Annotated in this window: 18 protein-coding genes; 11 read left to right on the top strand and 7 right to left on the bottom strand. The window is 73.0% G+C overall.

Annotated features, from left to right (window positions below):
- Positions 1-1397: acetyl-CoA carboxylase biotin carboxylase subunit (locus ACZ4EF_RS25110; protein WP_467506438.1), on the bottom strand; the 1397-nt coding region annotated here is incomplete at its 3' end.
- 456 nt (positions 1398-1853) lie between these two features.
- Here ACZ4EF_RS25110 and ACZ4EF_RS25105 point away from each other — a divergent pair.
- Entirely contained in the window at positions 1854-2318 is a 465-nt protein-coding gene (locus tag ACZ4EF_RS25105; RefSeq protein WP_355349849.1) for a hypothetical protein, read from the top strand.
- Positions 2319-2411: 93 nt separating this feature from the next.
- On the opposite strand, the gene ACZ4EF_RS25100 is transcribed toward ACZ4EF_RS25105, so the two are convergent.
- The 4 genes from ACZ4EF_RS25100 to ACZ4EF_RS25085 form a co-directional block, all read right to left on the bottom strand.
- A complete protein-coding gene (locus ACZ4EF_RS25100) occupies positions 2412-3017 on the bottom strand; it encodes a Maf family protein (RefSeq protein WP_355349852.1) in 606 nt (201 codons plus the stop codon).
- A gap of 194 nt (positions 3018-3211) precedes the next feature.
- Complete coding sequence (gene mmpB, locus ACZ4EF_RS25095; protein ID WP_262928358.1) at positions 3212-3343, bottom strand: morphogenic membrane protein MmpB; 132 nt, start codon at positions 3341-3343, stop codon at positions 3212-3214.
- Positions 3344-3443: 100 nt separating this feature from the next.
- Positions 3444-3650, bottom strand: coding sequence for an acyl-CoA carboxylase subunit epsilon (locus ACZ4EF_RS25090; RefSeq protein ID WP_355349856.1), 207 nt, complete (start codon positions 3648-3650; stop codon positions 3444-3446).
- Positions 3651-3729: 79 nt separating this feature from the next.
- Positions 3730-5319: an acyl-CoA carboxylase subunit beta gene (locus ACZ4EF_RS25085; RefSeq protein WP_467506437.1), complete on the bottom strand. Its 1590-nt coding sequence runs from the start codon at positions 5317-5319 to the stop codon at positions 3730-3732.
- Between the two features lie 133 nt (positions 5320-5452).
- Here ACZ4EF_RS25085 and ACZ4EF_RS25080 point away from each other — a divergent pair, with 133 nt between their 5' ends.
- The 8 genes from ACZ4EF_RS25080 (at position 5453) to hutH (ending at position 13955) form a co-directional block, all read left to right on the top strand.
- The gene (locus ACZ4EF_RS25080; RefSeq protein WP_467506436.1) at positions 5453-6349 is read left to right on the top strand and encodes a biotin--[acetyl-CoA-carboxylase] ligase; all 897 of its coding nucleotides are present in this window, start codon (positions 5453-5455) and stop codon (positions 6347-6349) included.
- 369 nt (positions 6350-6718) lie between these two features.
- Entirely contained in the window at positions 6719-7780 is a 1062-nt protein-coding gene (locus ACZ4EF_RS25075; protein ID WP_355349935.1) for an adenylate/guanylate cyclase domain-containing protein, read from the top strand.
- A gap of 182 nt (positions 7781-7962) precedes the next feature.
- Positions 7963-8490, top strand: a complete 528-nt coding sequence (locus ACZ4EF_RS25070) for a GntR family transcriptional regulator (protein WP_467506435.1) — start codon at positions 7963-7965, stop codon at positions 8488-8490.
- Positions 8487-9410, top strand: a complete 924-nt coding sequence (locus ACZ4EF_RS25065) for an ATP-binding cassette domain-containing protein (protein WP_401721642.1) — start codon at positions 8487-8489, stop codon at positions 9408-9410. Before ACZ4EF_RS25070 ends, ACZ4EF_RS25065 begins: the two co-directional genes overlap by 4 nt.
- On the top strand, positions 9410-10108 hold the full coding sequence (locus ACZ4EF_RS25060) for a hypothetical protein (RefSeq protein ID WP_467506434.1): 699 nt from the start codon (positions 9410-9412) through the stop codon (positions 10106-10108). Before ACZ4EF_RS25065 ends, ACZ4EF_RS25060 begins: the two co-directional genes overlap by 1 nt.
- A 107-nt stretch (positions 10109-10215) precedes the next feature.
- On the top strand, positions 10216-11028 hold the full coding sequence (locus ACZ4EF_RS25055) for an enoyl-CoA hydratase/isomerase family protein (protein ID WP_391049069.1): 813 nt from the start codon (positions 10216-10218) through the stop codon (positions 11026-11028).
- Positions 11029-11140: 112 nt separating this feature from the next.
- Positions 11141-12292: a GGDEF domain-containing protein gene (locus ACZ4EF_RS25050; protein ID WP_355349877.1), complete on the top strand. Its 1152-nt coding sequence runs from the start codon at positions 11141-11143 to the stop codon at positions 12290-12292.
- A gap of 109 nt (positions 12293-12401) precedes the next feature.
- Positions 12402-13955: a histidine ammonia-lyase gene (hutH, locus tag ACZ4EF_RS25045; protein WP_355349880.1), complete on the top strand. Its 1554-nt coding sequence runs from the start codon at positions 12402-12404 to the stop codon at positions 13953-13955.
- A 37-nt stretch (positions 13956-13992) separates the two neighbouring features.
- On the opposite strand, the gene ACZ4EF_RS25040 is transcribed toward hutH, so the two are convergent.
- Entirely contained in the window at positions 13993-14307 is a 315-nt protein-coding gene (locus ACZ4EF_RS25040) for a hypothetical protein (RefSeq protein ID WP_467506433.1), read from the bottom strand.
- A 101-nt stretch (positions 14308-14408) separates the two neighbouring features.
- Between ACZ4EF_RS25040 and ACZ4EF_RS25035 the strand changes: the two genes are divergently transcribed.
- Positions 14409-14759, top strand: coding sequence for a hypothetical protein (locus tag ACZ4EF_RS25035; RefSeq protein WP_391049076.1), 351 nt, complete (start codon positions 14409-14411; stop codon positions 14757-14759).
- 257 nt (positions 14760-15016) lie between these two features.
- Positions 15017-16357, top strand: a complete 1341-nt coding sequence (locus tag ACZ4EF_RS25030; protein ID WP_355349889.1) for a L,D-transpeptidase — start codon at positions 15017-15019, stop codon at positions 16355-16357.
- 5 nt (positions 16358-16362) lie between these two features.
- Here the strand turns inward: ACZ4EF_RS25030 and ACZ4EF_RS25025 are convergent, their stop codons facing one another.
- Complete coding sequence (locus ACZ4EF_RS25025) at positions 16363-17493, bottom strand: ROK family transcriptional regulator (RefSeq protein ID WP_355349892.1); 1131 nt, start codon at positions 17491-17493, stop codon at positions 16363-16365.
- Positions 17494-17705: the final 212 nt, after the last annotated feature.

Genomic DNA, 17705 nt, shown 5'->3' with positions numbered 1-17705 from the left:
CCCGGCGCGTCGTCCTCGTCCACGACCGCACCCGCGAACGGCGGGATCGTGTTGTCGAACTCCGTCTCGATCCACCGCGTGTGCACCGTGAACGGACTCCCGTCGGCGGGTGCGAACGCCGGGTCGGTGACGACCGCACGGTGGAAGGGGATCGCGGTCGCCATCCCCTCCACCGTGAACTCGCCCAGCGCCCGCGCCGCACGCTGCAACGCCTGCTCACGCGTGGCACCGGTCACGATCAGCTTGGCCAGCAGCGAATCCCACGCCGGACCGATCACACTGCCGGACTCCACACCCGCGTCCAGCCGCACCCCCGGACCCGTCGGCGCGTCGAAACGCGTCACCGTGCCCGGCGCGGGCAGGAAACCCCGCCCCGGATCCTCACCGTTGATCCGGAACTCCACCGAATGCCCCCGCAGCACCGGGTCGTCATACCCCAGCGCCTCACCGTCGGCGATCCGGAACATCTCCCGCACCAGATCGATCCCCGAGACCTCCTCAGTCACCGGGTGCTCCACCTGCAGCCGGGTGTTGACCTCCAGGAACGAGATCGTGCCGTCCTGGCCCACCAGAAACTCACACGTGCCCGCACCCACATACCCCGCCTCACGCAGGATCGCCTTCGACGCACTGTAGAGCTGGTCGACCTGCGCCTGCGACAAGTACGGGGCAGGGGCCTCCTCCACCAGCTTCTGATGACGCCGCTGCAACGAGCAGTCACGCGTGGAGACCACCACCACATTGCCGTGCGTGTCGGCCAGGCACTGCGTCTCCACATGCCGCGGACGGTCCAGATAGCGCTCCACGAAGCACTCCCCGCGGCCGAACGCCGCGACCGCCTCACGCACCGCGGAGTCGTACAGCTCCGGCACCTCCTCCAGCGTCCGGGCCACCTTCAGACCCCGCCCGCCACCGCCGAACGCCGCCTTGATCGCGATCGGCAGCCCGTGCTCCTCAGCGAACGCCACCACCTCATCCGACCCCGACACCGGATCAGCGGTCCCCGCGACCAGCGGCGCACCCGCACGCTGCGCGATATGCCGCGCCGCGACCTTGTCACCCAGATCCCGGATCGCCTGCGGCGGCGGACCGATCCACGTCAGACCCGCGTCCAGGACCGCCTGCGCGAACTCCGCGTTCTCCGACAGGAATCCGTACCCCGGATGCACCGCGTCCGCACCCGACTCCGCCGCGGCGGCCAGCACCCTGGCGACATCCAGATAACTGGTCGCCGGAGTGTCACCGCCCAGCGCGTACGCCTCATCCGCCACCCGGACATGCACCGCGTCCCGGTCCGGATCGGCGTACACCGCCACACTCGCGATCCCCGCATCCCGGCAGGCACGGGCAACGCGGACAGCAATTTCACCGCGGTTCGCGATGAGCACCTTGCGCACGATGGCTCCCTCCTTGAAACAAGCCGAGTTTAGGTACTGGCCACACTTGGTGCCGAGGCACCCCTGCACGTGAGCTTCCCCACACGGAGGGTGATCCATGGGCCTGAAGAACCCGTGAACGCCTGCTCAGTCCACGGTACGGCCCCGCTCGGGCCGATGTCCCGCACTCATCGGTGTGGGGGAGATCTCCCTGTAAGTCTGCGAAGAGACCTGACGTTCTTTTGTGGAAACCCTACGAATAGCGAGCGGAATCTTTGCCGTCGGTGTTTCCCGACCGGCCGCCGGTGTCCCCGAACGAGTGGGGTGACGTTCCGGATCGCGCGCGCCGGACTCCCCGTACGGGTGGAACGACCGGCGTGGCCAGACCCCTTGCCGCCGGTTGTACCGGTGAGTAGCCTGCGACAGGCGGGGGTACCAGCGGTAACCGGGCCCCGGACGACGGCCGAAGGGGACAGTGTGCGCAGAGGTATAGCCGTCGGCACCGCCGTGGTCCTTGTTCTCGAAGCCCTCACCATCGCCTTCGTGAACTGGATACTCGGCCTCGCCGTACGCCATCAGTCCATGTCGCTCGCCGGTCTCGACTCCGACGCCATGGCCATCGGATCGTGGGTGGGCGGCGCGCTGTTCGGCCTCTTCCTCATCCTGTGCGCGGTGCTCGTCGTGCGGATAGTGCGCCGCGACGAGATGACCGGCCGGGTCGCCAGGATCGTGCTCATCGTCTGCGCGGTGGTGCACGGCGTGGTCGGCGCGCTGGTCGTCGGCCTGATCGGCTGGTACGCGTTCGTGCTGATGATGGTGATACTGGGCGGCCTCGTCGCCACGCTGCTGATGTACGCGCCCGAGGACCGGCCGCGGGAGGCCGCCGAGAGCGGGACCGCGAACGGCAACGGCGGCGAACTCCCGCCGCCCGCCACGGCCTGAGCGCTCCCGGAACCGGCCCAGGACCCGGAACCGCCCCCGGAACCGGCCCAGGACCGACCCCGGCCCCCGCCTCCCGCGCCCGCTGACGGCGGCTCAGACCCACAGGTCGGTGATCCGCACCCCCAGCTCGGCCAGCAGCCGCCGCAGCAGCGGCAGGGACAGGCCGATCACGTTGCCCGCGTCGCCTTCGATGCCCTCCACGAAGGGCGCGGAGCGGCCGTCGAGGGTGAACGCGCCCGCCACGTACAGCGGTTCACCGCTCGCCACATACGCGGCGACCTCGTCGTCGTCCGGCGTCCCGAACCGTACGGTCGTGGACGCGGTCTCGGCGACCTGCTTGCCGCTGGCGGTGTCGATCACGCAGTGCCCGGTCCGCAGCACCCCGCTGCGCCCGCGCATCGCCTGCCAGCGCGCCACCGCCTCGGCCGCGTCCGCGGGCTTGCCCAGCGCCTGGCCGTCGAGTTCGAGTACGGAGTCGCAGCCGATCACCAGCTCGCCGCCGTCGAGCGCGCCGCTCCCGGCCACCGCGTTGGCCTTCGCCTCGGCCAGTACGCGGGCCAGTTCGGCGGGCGTGGCGGCCGTGATCGCGTCCTCGTCGACACCGCTGACGATCACGCGCGGGTCGAGGCCCGCCTGTTTCAGCAGCCCGAGCCGGGCGGGCGAGGCGGACGCGAGGACAAGGGTTCTGGAGCTGCTCATCGGCCCATCGTAGGCACCGACACCCGTACGGGGGACGCCGGTTCAGGACGCGGGTTCACGGCCGCGTCCGGGGCGGCTGGCGGCGCCGTTGCCGCTCTCCGGGCCGGTCCTGGCCGGCGCGGGTGCCGTTCTCCTGGCCGGTCCAGGCCGGTGCGGGCCGTTCTCCGGGCCGGTCCTGGCCGGGACGCGCGGGTTCACGACCTCCAGGTCGCCACCAGCATGACCACGGCGGCTGCCAGCGCGATCACCAGCATCGCGCGGCGCAGCATCGCCTGCGCCTTGCGCATCTCCTCCGGCGGTTCGTCCCGCGGGTCCGACCACAACATGTCTCCAGGGTTGCGCCCCGGCGAACCGGAGCGCCTGAGTACGGATACTCAGGATCACCCTGTTACTGGTGTGACATCCGCCGCCGAGCCGACATTCCGCTCACGCGGGCCACGCCGACGCCCGCCACGCGCCGGGCCCCGGCGCCGGTACGCCGCGCGGCACATTGCGCGCCGGGTCGGCCCAGCCGTCCAGCGGGGCCGGGCCGTCGGCGCTCTTCCCGGCCGCCGCGGCCCGCGCCTGGACGAGGGCGACGACGGCCGCCAGTTCCTCGGGGGTCGGGCTGCCCCGCTCCACCTTGATCACCATGAGCGCTCTCCTCCTCGGCTCGCGGGTCCCTGCCCGGCGGGTCCCGCGGGTCCTCGCCCCCGGGCCCCGCGCGGTCCGTCTACAGCGGGATGTTGCCGTGCTTCTTCGGCGGCAGGCTCTCCCGCTTGTTGCGCAGCGTCCGCAGCGCCTTCACGAGCTGCGCGCGGGTCTGGGAGGGCGCGATGACCGCGTCCACGTAGCCGCGCTCCGCGGCGATGTACGGATTCAGCAGCGTGTCCTCGTAGTCCGCGATGAGCCGCGTCCGCAGCTCCTCCGCCTCCTGCGGGGTGGCCGCCTCCGCCAGCGTGCGGCGGTGCAGGATGTTGACGGCGCCCTGCGCGCCCATCACCGCGATCTGTGCCGTGGGCCAGGCCAGGTTCAGGTCCGCGCCCAGGTGCTTGGAGCCCATCACGTCGTACGCGCCGCCGTACGCCTTTCGAGTGATGATCGTGATCAGCGGAACCGTGGCCTCGGCGTACGCGTAGATCAATTTGGCACCGCGGCGGATGATGCCGTCCCACTCCTGACTGGTGCCGGGGAGAAAACCGGGAACGTCGACGAAAGTGACCACGGGGATGTTGAAGCTGTCGCAGGTCCGCACGAAACGCGCCGCCTTCTCGGAGGCGTTGATGTCGAGACAGCCCGCGAATTGGAGCGGCTGGTTGGCGACCACACCGACAGGACGGCCTTCGATACGGCCGAGACCGGTGAGGATGTTCGGCGCGAACAGCGCCTGGGTCTCCAGGAATTCGCCGTCGTCCAGGACGTGCTCGATCACCTTGTGCATGTCGTACGGCTGATTCGCCGAGTCCGGGATCAGCGTGTCCAGTTCGAGGTCCTCGTCCGTGACCGCCAGATCCGCCTCGGCGGCGAAGGACGGCGCCTCCTGGAGGTTGTTGCTCGGCAGGTACGACAGCAGCGCCTTGACGTACTCGAAGGCGTCCTTCTCGTCACCGGCCAGGTGATGCGCGTTCCCCGACGTCGAGTTGTGGGTACGGGCGCCGCCCAGCTCCTCCATGCCGACGTCCTCGCCGGTCACCGTCTTGATCACATCGGGACCCGTGATGAACATGTGCGAGGTCTGGTCGACCATCACCACGAAGTCGGTGATCGCGGGGGAGTACACCGCGCCGCCCGCGCACGGGCCCATGATCAGGCTGATCTGCGGGATCACCCCGGAGGCGTGGGTGTTGCGGCGGAAGATCTCGCCGTACATGCCGAGCGAGGTGACGCCCTCCTGGATCCGGGCGCCGCCGGAGTCGTTGATGCCGATCACCGGGCAGCCGGTCTTCAGCGCGAAGTCCATCACCTTGACGATCTTCTCGCCGTAGACCTCGCCGAGCGCGCCGCCGAAGACCGTGAAGTCCTGCGAGAACACCGCGACCGGGCGGCCCTCGACCGTGCCGTAGCCGGTGACGACACCGTCGCCGTACGGCCGGTTGCTCTCCAGGCCGAAGTTGGTCGAGCGGTGCCGCGCCAGCTCGTCCAGCTCGGTGAACGACCCCTCGTCCAGGAGCAGTTCGATCCGCTCGCGGGCCGTGCCCTTCCCCTTGGCGTGCTGCTTGTCCACCGCGCGCCCGGAGCCCGCGTGCGTCGCCTCCTCGATACGGCGGCGCAGGTCCGCGAGCTTGCCCGCGGTGGTGTGGATGTCGTGTTCCTGCTCGGACATGGAGGCGGCTCTCCTGCTCTCGGCGGGACTTGCTGACTGGCCGGTAACGCTGTTCCGTAGCGTAGTGGCGACTCTGGGGTACGAGCAGTGCGGCGTTGGACACACTCCGGTACCCGCCTCATAGGGTGAGGACATGACGCCCAGCCGCTGGTCCGACCTGGAACGACCGCCGCTCAACGCCGCCGCGCTGCGGCGCGCCGTGGTCACCCCCGACGCGCTGTGGACCGCGCTGGACGTGGTGGACGCCACCGGCTCCACCAACAGCGACCTGGCCGCCCGCGCCGCGCGGGGCGCCCCCGAGGGGGCGGTCCTCGTGGCCGAGGAGCAGACCGCGGGCCGCGGACGGCTGGACCGCCGCTGGTCGGCGCCGCCGCGCTCCGGGCTCTTCTTCTCGGTACTGCTCCGACCGGGTGGCGCCACGGCCGCCCGTACCGCGCCCGACGGCACGCCGCTCCCGGCGCACGCCCCGGTGCCGGTGCACCGCTGGGGCTGGCTGCCGCTGCTCGCCGGGGTCGCCACCGCCACCGCCCTGTCGCGGGCCGCGGGCGTCGACACGGCACTCAAGTGGCCCAACGACCTGCTGGTCACCGTGGACGGCGAGGAACGCAAGGCGGGCGGCATCCTCGCCGAGCGCGCGGGCGACGACGGCGTCGTCATCGGCATCGGCCTCAATGTGTCGCTGCGCGCCGCCGAGCTGCCCGTCCCCACCGCCGCGTCCCTCGCCCTGGCCGGGGCCAAGGGCACCGACCGGGACCCGCTGCTGCGGGCGGTCCTGCGCTCGCTGGCCGACTGGTACGGCGCCTGGCGCGCGGAGGACGGCGACCCCGCCGCTTCCCGGCTCCAGCAGACCTACGCGGCGGGCTGCGCCACCCTGGGCCGGGAGGTCCGCGCGGAGCTGCCGGGCGACAAGGAACTGGCCGGTACCGCGGTCGGGATCGACGGCGACGGCCGCTTGGTGATCGCCACCCCGGACGGCGCCGAGCAGCCGGTCGCCGCGGGCGACGTCGTCCACCTCAGGCCCGCGCGCTGACGCGGCGGGACACCGCCGCGGAGACCGGCTCGCGCGCCGTTCCGTCGCGCGTCACGGGTGTCTCACCGGCGCCCTGGTGAGAGTGAGCCACGGCACACCTGCCGTATCGTTGAGGGGCTGCGTCGTCTCGATGATCGGAAGGGCTGTGCGCAGGGATTCCTCAAGGGCTGGGCGGTGAGCGTGGAGAACGCGGGCACCCCGCCAGACGAGCCGCACGACTCGGATCCGGGTGCCGCCCCGGAGCCGGACGGCGTCGATCCCGCCGACCCTCCGATCGCACCGGACGCCGCGGATGTACCCGACCCCGTGGACGCGCCGGATCCGGCCGATTCCGTCGACGGCACGGACGCGTCAGACCCGGCCGATCCAGTGGATCCGGTCGATCTTGAGGAGCCGGGGGAGCCGGGCGAGTCGGGGGAGCACCCGCTGGCGCTGCGCCTGGAACAGCTCATCCTCGGCGCGCCCCGCCGCTACACCCCCTTCCAGGCCGCCCGCACCGCGGGTGTCTCCATGGACCTGGCCTCCCGCTTCTGGCGGGCCATGGGCTTCGCCGACATCGGCCAGGCGCGCGCGCTCACCGAGGCGGACGTCCTCGCCCTGCGGCGGCTGGCCGGCCTGGTCGAGGCGGGGCTGCTCAGCGAGTCGATGGCCATCCAGGTCGCCCGCTCCACCGGCCAGACCACGGCCCGGCTCGCCGACTGGCAGACCGACTCCTTCCTCGAAGGTCTCACCGAGCCGCCCGAGCCGGGGATGACCCGCGCGGAAGTCGCGTATCCGCTGGTCGAACTCCTCCTGCCGGAACTGGAGGAGTTCCTCATCTACGTCTGGCGCCGCCAGGTCGCCGCCGCCACCAGCCGGGTCGTGCAGTCCGACGACGAGGAGGCCGTCGACCGGCGGCTGGCCGTCGGCTTCGCCGACCTCGTCGGCTTCACCCGGCTCACCCGGCGCCTGGAGGAGGAGGAACTGGGCGAGCTGGTCGAGGCGTTCGAGACCACGGCCGCCGACCAGGTCGCCGCGTACGGCGGACGGCTGATCAAGACCCTCGGCGACGAAGTCCTCTTCGTCGCCGACGACCCCGGCACCGCCGCCGAGATCGGCATACGCCTCATCGAGACCATGACCGGCGACGACAGCATGCCCGCCCTGCGCGTCGGCATGGCCTTCGGCACCGTCACCACCCGCATGGGCGACGTCTTCGGCACCACCGTGAACCTCGCCTCCCGGCTCACCTCGATAGCGCCGCGCGACGCCGTCCTCGTCGACGGCGACTTCGCCGAGGCGCTGGGCGAGGCCGGTGACGCGCCGCTGTCCGAGGCGGACGTGGACGCCACCGAGGCGGAGAAGTACCGCTTCGCCCTCCAGCCGATGTGGCGCCGCCCCGTGCGCGGCCTCGGCGTCGTCGAGCCCTGGCTGCTCTCCCGCCGGGACTGAGGTCCGCTCCGCCCCGACCGCGCCACGGGCGCGCGCTCCGGCCTGCCCGCGCGCCGCGTCCCTGACGCCGTGTCCCGCTTCCGCCGGGTCACCCGACTTCCCCCGCCTCATTCGGCGTGCCCTCTTGCCCGCCCTGTTGGTTCCTTAGTACGGTAGGGAACCACCAGAGCAATGGAGGCAGGATGTCACTCCTGGAAGAGGGCGGGCCGATCTTCGCCCAGATCGCGGCCGAGCTGGCGAATCAGATCGCCGACGGGACGGTGGGCGAGGGCGAGCGCGTCGCGTCGAGCAACGAGCTCGCGGTCTTCTACCGGGTCAACCCGGCCACCGCGGCGCGCGCGCTCACCGTCCTGTCGGACGAGGATCTGGTGGAGAAGCGGCGCGGCGTCGGCATGTTCGTCGCCCAGGGCGCGCGGGACCGGCTGGTGCGGGGCAGGCGGCGGCGCTTCGCGGACCGGTACGTACGGCCGCTGGCGGTCGAGGCGGCGCGGCTCGGGATCGGGCAGGACGAACTGCTCGGCCTGCTGCGCGACGAGCTGGCCTCGGTCGCGGTGACGTCGCAGGCGGCGGGCGCCACCGCGCCGCACTCCGCGCCGCACTCCGCGCCGTCCGCCGGAACCCCGGCCGCCACGACCGCTGGCACGACCGCCCCGCCTGGTACCACGGCCGCCACCACGACCACGGCGGCGACGGTCGGGGGCGACGTATGAGCCCGGTCGTCTCGCTGACCGGCGTCGGACGCGCCTTCCGCGACCACCAGGCGCTCACCGACGTCAGCTTCGAGCTGGACACGCCGTGCATCGCCGGACTGGTGGGCCGCAACGGCGCGGGGAAGACGACGCTGCTGCGCATCCTGGCGGGCCAGGAGATCGCCACTTCCGGGACCGTGCACGCCTTCGGCGCCCGGCCGTTGGAGAACGACGCGGTGCTGCGCCGGATGATCCTCGTCCGCGAGGACCAGACGTACCCCGACCTGAAGGTGCGGCACGCCGTCGCGGCGGCCTCGCTGCTCTACCCGAACTGGGACAAGGAGCTGGCGGGCACGCTGCTGGACGCGTACGAGCTGCCGCCGACCCGGCCGATCAAGAAGCTCTCGCGCGGCATGCGGACCGCCCTCGGCATCATCATCGGGCTGGCCGCCCGCGCCGAACTCACGCTGTTCGACGAGCCGTACGCGGGCCTCGACGCGGTCGCCCGCTCGCTCTTCTACGACCAGCTCCTCGCCGACTACGCCGCCCACCCCCGGTGCGTCGTGCTCTCGACCCACCTCATCGACGAGGCCGCCGAACTCCTCGACCGCGTCCTGGTCCTGGACCGCGGTCGGCTGGTCCTCGACGCGCCGACCGAGGAACTGCGCGGCACCGCCACGACCGTCACCGGCCCGGCCACCGCCGTGGACCGCTTCATCGCCGCCCGTGCGACGCTGAGCCGCCGCACGATGGGCGCGCAGACCAGGGCGGTGATGGTAGGCCGCCTGGACGACCGCGACCGCGAACTGGCCGCACACCTGCGCCTGCGCCTGGAGGAGTGCACCCTCCAGCAGCTCGCGGTCCACGCGGCCGAGCGCCACGGCGCGGCCGACGCCGGACCCCACGACCCGTCCGGCCTCACGACTGCGAGGGCATCCTGATGCGTCCCACCCCGGTGCTCTCCGTCGTCCGGTATCTGCTGCTGGACCGCTTCACCTACCTCGTCCTGCCCTGGGAGTGGGCCGCCTTCGGCTTCGTCCTGGACGTGGTGATCCTGCGGCTCACCCCGGCGGCCCACGCCGACCACCGCTGGGTCGGCGGCCTGGCCGCGGCCTTCCTCGTGATGTTCGCCGTGGGCCTCCAGACCGTCGCCCGCGCGCTGCCGTTCGCCCTCACCCTCGGTGTCAGCAGACGCACCTACCTGCGCGGTGTCACCGCCCTGGCCGGGGCCCTCGCCGTGGCCTTCGGGCTGGTCGTCGCGGTCGGCCAGGTCCTCGAACGCGCGACCGGCGGCTGGGGCATGCGCATGGCCTACTTCCGCGTCCCGTTCCTGCTGGACGGCGCCTGGTACGTCTCGTGGCTCACCGCCGCCGTCGCCTTCTTCCTGCTGTTCGTCTACGGGATGTGGTACGGCCTGGTCTTCCGCCGCGCCGGGTTGCCCGGCACCACGGCCTTCGGCGGGGCGCAGCTCGGGGTGCTGGCCCTGGTCGCGCTGATCGCCACATGGGCGCACGGCTGGAAGGGCATAGGCCACTTCTTCGCCGGGCTCACCGCCCTGGGGGTCACCGGGGTCCTCGCGGCCGTCGTCGCCGTGCTGCTGGCCGGGGGATTCGCGACCGTCCACCGTATGACCGTATGAATCCGACGTGAGGCGAGCGCCGTCCGGCCCTGTGCGACCGTGCCGTCCCCCGCGGGGAGGGGGATGGCAGGATGGGGGTTCACGGTCGTTAACCGGAGGGCGGGCGAATGGAAGCGCAGGGGACGGCGGAACGGCGGTTCGGGGAGTGGGTGGCGGTCCGCCGGCACGGCGAGCGCGTCGCGGAACTGGTGCTCGACCGGCCGAAGGCGATGAACGCCGTCTCCACGCGGATGGCCGTCGCGATCGGCGACGCCTGCGCGGCGCTGGCGGCCGACCCCGGCGTCAGCGTCACGGTCCTGACGTCCACCCACGACAAGGCGTTCTGCGTCGGCGCCGACCTCAAGGAGCGCAACGCGTTCACCGACGCCGACCTCGTACGCCAGCGCCCGCACACCAGGGCCGCGTACACCGGCGTCCTGGAACTGCCGATGCCCGCCGTCGCGGCGGTGCACGGCTACGCGCTCGGCGGCGGCTTCGAGCTGGCGCTCGCCTGTGACGTGATCGTGGCCGACGAGACGGCCGTCGTCGGCCTGCCCGAGGTCTCGGTCGGCGTCATCCCGGGCGGCGGCGGTACCCAACTGCTGCCCCGCAGGGTCGGCGCCGCCCGTGCGGCGGAACTGGTCTTCACCGCCCGCCGCGTACCGGCCGCCGAGGCGCTCGCCCTCGGCCTGGTGGACCAGCTCGCGGCCGGGAACGACGCCCGCGCCGAGGCGCTGGCGCTGGCCGACCGGATCGCCGCGAATTCGCCGGTCGGCCTGCGCTCGGCCAAGCGCGCGCTGCGCCTGGGCCAGGGCCTCGACCTGCGCGCCGGGCTGGAGATCGAGGACGCCGCCTGGCGCGCCACCGCCTTCTCCGCCGACCGCGCGGAAGGCGTGGCCGCCTTCAACGACAAGCGGCCCCCGCGGTGGCCCGGCGCGTGATCGCCGCGCGCGGCCACTGTGCGTAGTCGCCGACGGGCGGGCGCAGCGCCGAACGGGCTCCGTTCGGCGCAGCCAGCGCTCCAAACCGGACAAACCTCCCTAGCCTGGACAGATGGTGGACGGGACGGCCGATCTCCGGCTTCGAGCGGTCGTCGAGCTGGCACAGGCACTGGCGACCGAACAGACGCCGCTGGCCGCGGTACGGGCCGGGGCGCGGCGGGCGCGGCTCGCGATGGACGCGTCCTTCGCGGCGATCTCGACGTGGGAGCGGGAGACCGGGCGGCTGCGGGTCCTGGTCAACGACGGGGAGCTGGCGCCCGGCGAGGAGCCGGAGCCGGACGACGAGTCGTACTCGGTGCACGACTTCCCGGAGATCGTGGAGTTCCTGCACGGTGAGTGGGCGCGCGGCGGCGAGCCGCACGCCTGGGTGGAGACCGCCGAAGGAACCGGCGCGTCGCCCGGCGGCAGCAGTTGGGGCCGGGCCGCGGCGCTGCGGCGGCGCGGACGCGGCTCCTGCGTGGTCGCGCCGATCGTGCTGCACGGCAGGGCGTGGGGCGAGCTGTACGTGGCCAGGCGCGCCGGGGTGTCCGGCTTCGACCGAGGGGACGCCGACTTCGCGACGGTGCTGGCCGCCGTCATCGCGTCCGGGATCGCCCAGACCGAACGGCTCGCCGAGGTGCAGCGGCTGGCCTTCACCGACCCGCTGACCGGGCTCGGCAACCGCCGGGCCGTGGACGTACGCCTCGACGAGGCGCTGGAACGGCACCGGGCGGACGGGGCCGTGGTCAGCCTGGTGGTGTGCGACCTCAACGGTCTGAAGAAGGTCAACGACCGGCTCGGGCACGCCGTCGGCGACCGGCTGCTGGAACGATTCGGCTCGCTGCTCTCGCTGTGCGGCGCCATGCTTCCCGGCAGCCTGGCCGCCCGCCTCGGCGGTGACGAATTCTGCGTCGTGGCCGTCGGGCAGGAGCCGGACGAGGTGGTCGCGGCGGCCGACGAGCTGTGCGGGCGGGCCGCGCAGCTCGAGGTCGGCGAGGGCGTGGCCTGCGGTGTGGCGTCCACCGGCGATCCGATCGGGCCCGTGCGCTCGGCGCGGCGGCTGTTCCGGCTGGCCGACGCGGCGCAGTACCAGGCCAAGGCGCTGCGCGCGGCGCACCCCGTCGTCGCGGGGCGCGCCGGGCCCGAGGACCCCGTCGTGCGGCTCGCCGACTCGCCGCCGGCCCGCGAGGGCGAGCGCCGCCGCATCCGCGGCAACCGTCCTTAGGGCGTGTCCGCGACGTCCCGCCCGGCCGGGACCCGCGGGGGCGGGGCCGGAGAGTGCTGGTCGCAGAGGGGAGTGACAGGGCGGCTTTCAGTGCTTAGGGTGCGTGAATATGAATATGCATAACGTGGTCATCGGTGCGCACGGCGCCCCCGCCGACGACGTACTCGCCGTGGCGCGCGACGGCGCGCGGGTGGAGCTGGCGCCGGAAGCGCTGGCGGGGATCGCCAGGGCGCGTGAGGTGATCGAGGCGCTGGCGGCGAAGCCCGAGCCGGTCTACGGGGTGTCGACGGGCTTCGGGGCCCTGGCGGTACGGCACATCAGCCCGGAGCTGCGGGCCCAGTTGCAGCGCAGCCTCGTACGGTCGCACGCGGCGGGGATGGGCCCGGCGGTGGAGCGCGAGGTGGTCCGCGGGCTGATGTTCCTGCGGCTGAAGACGCTGGCGTCCGGCCGTACCGGGGTGCGCCCGGTGGTCGCGGAGACGATGGCGGCGCTGCTGAACGCCGGGATCACGCCCGTCGTCCACGAATACGGCTCGCTCGGCTGCTCGGGCGACCTCGCCCCGCTGGCGCACTGCGCGCAGGTGCTGATGGGCGAGGGCGAGGCGGAGGGCCCGGACGGTACGGTGCGCCCCGCCGCGGAACTCCTCGCGGAGCACGGCATCGAGCCGGTCGTCCTGCGGGAGAAGGAGGGCCTGGCCCTCATCAACGGCACCGACGGCATGCTCGGCATGCTGGTGATGGCCTGCGCCGACCTGGCCCGGCTCTTCACCGCGGCCGACATCACCGCCGCGCTGACCCTGGAGGCCCTGCTCGGCACCGAGAAGGTCCTCGCCCCCGAGCTGCACGCGATCCGCCCGCACCCCGGCCAGGCGGCCAGCGCCGAGAACATGCGCCGGGTGCTGGAGGGTTCCGGGCTCACCGGCCACCACCAGGACGACGCGCCGCGCGTGCAGGACGCGTACTCCATCCGCTGCGCCCCGCAGGTCGCGGGCGCGGGCCGCGACACCCTCGCACACGCCCGCCTGGTCGCCGAGCGCGAACTGGCCGCCGCCGTCGACAACCCGGTGGTCCTTGAGGACGGCCGGGTCGAGTCCAACGGCAACTTCCACGGCGCGCCGGTCGCGTACGTCCTGGACTTCCTCGCCATCGCCGCCGCCGACCTCGGCTCCATCGCGGAGCGCCGCACCGACCGGCTGCTGGACAAGAACCGCTCGCACGGCCTGCCGCCGTTCCTGGCCGACGACCCCGGCCTCGACTCCGGTCTGATGATCGCCCAGTACACGCAGGCCGCGCTGGTCAGCGACATGAAGCGGCTCGCGGTGCCCGCGTCGGTGGACTCGATCCCGTCCTCCGCGATGCAGGAGGACCACGTCTCCATGGGCTGGTCGGCGGCGCGCAAGCTCCGTACGGCCGTCGACAACCTCACCCGGATCATCGCCGTCGAGATGTACGCGGCCACCCGCGCGCTGGAGATCAGGACCACGACGGGCGAGCAGCGCCCGGCGCCCGCTTCGGCCGCGGTCCTGGCGGCGGTACGCGCCGCGGGCGTGCTGGGCGCGGGCCCCGACCGCTTCCTGTCACCGGACCTGGAGGCGGCCTACCGCTTCGTACGGGCCGGAGAGCTGGCGCGCGCGGCGGAGTCGGTCACCGGCCCGCTCGCGTGAATCCGTGAGCGGAACGGCGACCGTGTGAGCGACGCCGTCAGAAGCTCTGGCGGGCGCGGCGGCCGGCGTTGACGATCAGCCCCGCGCCCGCCACCAGGAACGCGGCACCGCCGATGAGATACGGCTTGGTGTCGATGCTGCCGGTGTCGGCGAGGCCGATCTGCTCCGCGGCGGAGCGCGTGGTGGCCGTACTGGCCGTACTGGCCGTGCTTGTCGTACGGGTGTGGGCCGCGGTCTTCGTGTGCGCGGAGGTCGCGGCGTCGTCGGGACTCGCGCTCGCGGACGGGACGAAGAACAGCGCCGCGAGCGCGGCGGCCGCTGCTGCGGCGACATAGGGACGGGGCGAGGTCAACGGATCCCCCAGCTGGTGCGGCGAATTGACCGTAGGGGCAGATGGTAGTGACTTGGTGTGGCTCGTGGGAAGCCGCGGCGAAGGCGCTTACGCTCCGTGGCATGAGCGCTACTGAGATTCCCCGCGGCGAGAGCGGTCCGCGGTACGTACGACTCCAGGTGGAACTCGTCCTGGAGGTCTCCGGGCCCGACGAGCTGCGCGGCGCGGCCCTGGACCACATCGGCGCCGACGAGTTCATGCCGCCGCAGGAACGCCTGCACGCCCGCGACGCCGTCGGCAAGGACGAGTCGGAGGCGCTGGCGTACCTCGTCGACCCGGCCGACCTGCTCTCGGCCGTGCCGGGCGTCGACCTCGTCCAGGCGTCGTGGTCGTGCGCGCACACCGAGTACGACCCGGACTCCGACGAGTGGGACCTCGACGAGGAGGACGCGGACGGGGACGCCGAGGACTAGGGCGTGTCCGGGGGTCCGGCGGCGCCGGAAGCGGAGCCGGACGCTCCGCGCCGACCGGCCCGGAGGCGGCGCCGGGACAACCCATCCCACCTGCGCGAACGCGCCGCCTCCCGTCGCGTGCGGCCGGAACCGGCCCGCGTGCGTTACCCCACAATTCCGGCACTCGGGGCACGGTTACCGGTGTCGGCCTGTTTTCATGGCATGTGGACGAAGCTCGTCATTCACCCGCGAGCGACCCCAGCCCATTGGAGACACGCGTGACGCCGCCCGACAACGCACATGCCCCCGCCAAGCGCTCGCCCTTCACCCGCCGCCGCGCACTCGCGGCCGCCGCGGTGCTGATCGGCGGTGCCGTCACGCTGACGGCGTGCGGCGGCGGAGGCGGCGGTGGCGACAAGGCTGCGGGCGGCGACAAACCGACCAGCTCCGCCAGCTCGTCCCCGTCGGGCGGCCAGTCCCCGTCGGCCGCCGCCCAGTCCAAGGAGGACGCCGCGGCGGCGAAGCAGGCGTCCGACGCGAAGATCACCATCACGCCCAAGGACGGCAGCACCGGCGCGAGCATCCACAACGACGCCAAGGTCACGGTGGCGGGCGGCACCCTCACCTCGGTCACCATGACGTCCAAGGCCACCGGCAACAAGATCGCGGGCACCATATCCGCCGACCGCACGAGCTGGACCCCGGACGTCGCGCTGGCCCGCGGCACGCAGTACGCGATATCGGCCGCCGCCACCGACTCCCAGGGCCGTACGGCCGCGGCGAACGGCACCTTCTCGACCGTCTCCGCCGCCAGCAGCTTCATCGGCTACTTCACGCCGGAGGACGGCTCCACCGTCGGCGTCGGCATGCCGGTCTCGATCAACTTCGACAAGGCGATCACCAACCGCGCCGCCGTCGAGGCCGCGGTCTCGGTGACCTCCAGCAGCGGCCAGCGGGTCGAGGGCCACTGGTTCAGCTCCACCCGGCTCGACTTCCGCCCCCAGCAGTACTGGCAGGCGGGCTCGCACGTCTCCCTCAAGCTCAAGCTCGACGGCGTCAAGGGCGGCGCGGGCATCTACGGCGTCCAGGACAAGACGGTGAACTTCACCGTCGGCCGCTCCCAGGTCTCCACCGTCGACGCCGCGACCCACCAGATGACCGTCGTCCGCGACGGCAAGGTCCTCAAGACCATCCCGATCTCGGCGGGCGCACCGGACCACAGCACGTACAACGGCCAGATGGTCATTTCCGAGAAGTACCAGACCACGCGGATGAACGGCGCGACGGTCGGCTTCACCGAGGACGACGGCAAGGGCGAGTACGACATCCCCGACGTCCCGCACGCCATGCGGCTCAGCAACTCCGGGACCTTCATCCACGGCAACTACTGGGGCAGCAAGTCGATCTTCGGCGCCACCAACACCAGCCACGGCTGCGTGGGCCTGAGCGACACCAAGGGCGGCAAGGACCCCAACACCCCGGCCGCCTGGTTCTACAACAACTCCATGGTCGGTGACGTCGTCATCGTCAAGGACTCCGCCGACAAGACGATCCAGCCGGACAACGGGCTCAACGGCTGGAACCTGTCCTGGGCGGCGTGGACGGCTCCGCAGGCGTAAAGCTTTCACGCCTCCTGCTGGAGGGCCCAGCTCGCCGGGTCCTCCAGCACCGTGCGGACGGAGCTGTACGCCGCGCCCCGCAGCACCCCGTCGCGGCCCAGCCTGGACGTCACCACGTCCTCAGGGCGCCACTGCCGGTCGGTGACGCGGGCCGCCAGCTCCCGCCGGACGCCCGGCAGCAGCCACGGCGCCAGTTCGGCCAGCGGGCCGCCGACCACCACCGCCTGCGGGTCCAGCAGGTTCACCGCGCCGCTCAGCGCGATGCCGAGCGCCGCGCCCGCCTCCTCCAGCGCCTTCAGCGCCGCCGGGTCGCCGTCGGCCGCCGCCGCCCGCAGTGCCGGGCCGCCGCCCGCGCCCACCCCGGCCGCCCGCAGCAGCGCCTCCTCGCCCGCGTACGTCTCCAGGCAGCCGTGCGCGCCGCACGAGCACAAGGGGCCGTCCGGGTGCACCGGTACGTGGCCCAGCTCGCCCGCGAAGCCGCGGGCGCCGCGGAACAGGCGGCCCTCCACGACGAGGGCTGCGCCGATGCCGATCTCCGCGGAGACGTGCACGAAGTCCGCGAGCCTCTCGTGGCCGCCGAGCCACAATTCGGCGAGCGCGCCGAGATTCGCCTCGTTCTCCACGACCGTGCCCTCGCCGAGGGGGGCCGCGACGGCCACGTCCTCCCAGCCCAGGTTCGGGGCGCGCAGGACCGTGCCGCGGTCCTTTCCGACCAGGCCGGGGACCGCCACTGTCGTGGCGACCGGACGCAGGCCGCTCCCGGCCGCCTCCCTGGTCACCTTCGCCGTCAACTCGGCCAGTTCCGCCAGCACTTCGGCGGCCGGGCGGCCGCGGTTCGCCGCCTTCGCCTCGGCGTGGCAGCGGACGGTGCCGCGCAGGTCCACCACGCAGGCGGCCAGGTGGTCGACGCCGACCTCGGCGCCGAGGCCGGCGGGGCCGCGCTCGCTCAGGGCCAGGGCGGTGCCGGGGCGGCCGACGGTGCCGGGGCGCTGCGCGCCGCGCTCTTCCACCAGGCCGGCCGCCAGCAGTTCGTCCACCAGCGTCGAGACGGTCGCCCTCGTCAGGCCGACCTCTGCCGCGACGGCGGCGCGCGTGACGTTCTCGCCTGCGGCGAGGGCACGCATGACCAGTGCCATGTTGCGGCGCCTCAGGCCCGCTTGCGCGCCCATTCCCTTACCCACGCCGTCCTCCATCCCATCCCCCCAAGTATGTGCGGCTGCGCCGCGGCGGTGTTCTCTGCCCGCCCGCCCACCCGTGCGGGTGTTTTCTTCGTCTGCGGGTGCCGCTTGTGCCTGAGTCGGTGCCGGTCCGGGGCACCTCCTCGAAATGCGGCTACCTGGTCTCCTGT

Source organism: Streptomyces sp. NPDC025721 (genome assembly GCF_055558595.1).
This window is presented reverse-complemented; position numbering and strand designations above follow the sequence as displayed.

Bases quoted from the DNA above. Each gene is read 5' to 3' on its own strand.
- ACZ4EF_RS25035 (WP_391049076.1), top strand. From the start codon at position 14,409: ATGAGCGCTACTGAGATTCCCCGCGGCGAGAGCGGTCCGCGGTACGTA.
- mmpB (WP_262928358.1), bottom strand. From the start codon at position 3,343: ATGTTGTGGTCGGACCCGCGGGACGAACCGCCGGAGGAGATGCGCAAG.
- ACZ4EF_RS25070 (WP_467506435.1), top strand. From the start codon at position 7,963: ATGTCACTCCTGGAAGAGGGCGGGCCGATCTTCGCCCAGATCGCGGCC.
- ACZ4EF_RS25025 (WP_355349892.1), bottom strand. From the start codon at position 17,493: ATGGCACTGGTCATGCGTGCCCTCGCCGCAGGCGAGAACGTCACGCGC.
- ACZ4EF_RS25090 (WP_355349856.1), bottom strand. From the start codon at position 3,650: ATGGTGATCAAGGTGGAGCGGGGCAGCCCGACCCCCGAGGAACTGGCG.
- ACZ4EF_RS25065 (WP_401721642.1), top strand. From the start codon at position 8,487: ATGAGCCCGGTCGTCTCGCTGACCGGCGTCGGACGCGCCTTCCGCGAC.
- hutH (WP_355349880.1), top strand. From the start codon at position 12,402: ATGAATATGCATAACGTGGTCATCGGTGCGCACGGCGCCCCCGCCGAC.
- ACZ4EF_RS25085 (WP_467506437.1), bottom strand. From the start codon at position 5,319: ATGTCCGAGCAGGAACACGACATCCACACCACCGCGGGCAAGCTCGCG.
- ACZ4EF_RS25100 (WP_355349852.1), bottom strand. From the start codon at position 3,017: ATGAGCAGCTCCAGAACCCTTGTCCTCGCGTCCGCCTCGCCCGCCCGG.
- ACZ4EF_RS25050 (WP_355349877.1), top strand. From the start codon at position 11,141: ATGGTGGACGGGACGGCCGATCTCCGGCTTCGAGCGGTCGTCGAGCTG.
- ACZ4EF_RS25060 (WP_467506434.1), top strand. From the start codon at position 9,410: ATGCGTCCCACCCCGGTGCTCTCCGTCGTCCGGTATCTGCTGCTGGAC.
- ACZ4EF_RS25055 (WP_391049069.1), top strand. From the start codon at position 10,216: ATGGAAGCGCAGGGGACGGCGGAACGGCGGTTCGGGGAGTGGGTGGCG.
- ACZ4EF_RS25080 (WP_467506436.1), top strand. From the start codon at position 5,453: ATGACGCCCAGCCGCTGGTCCGACCTGGAACGACCGCCGCTCAACGCC.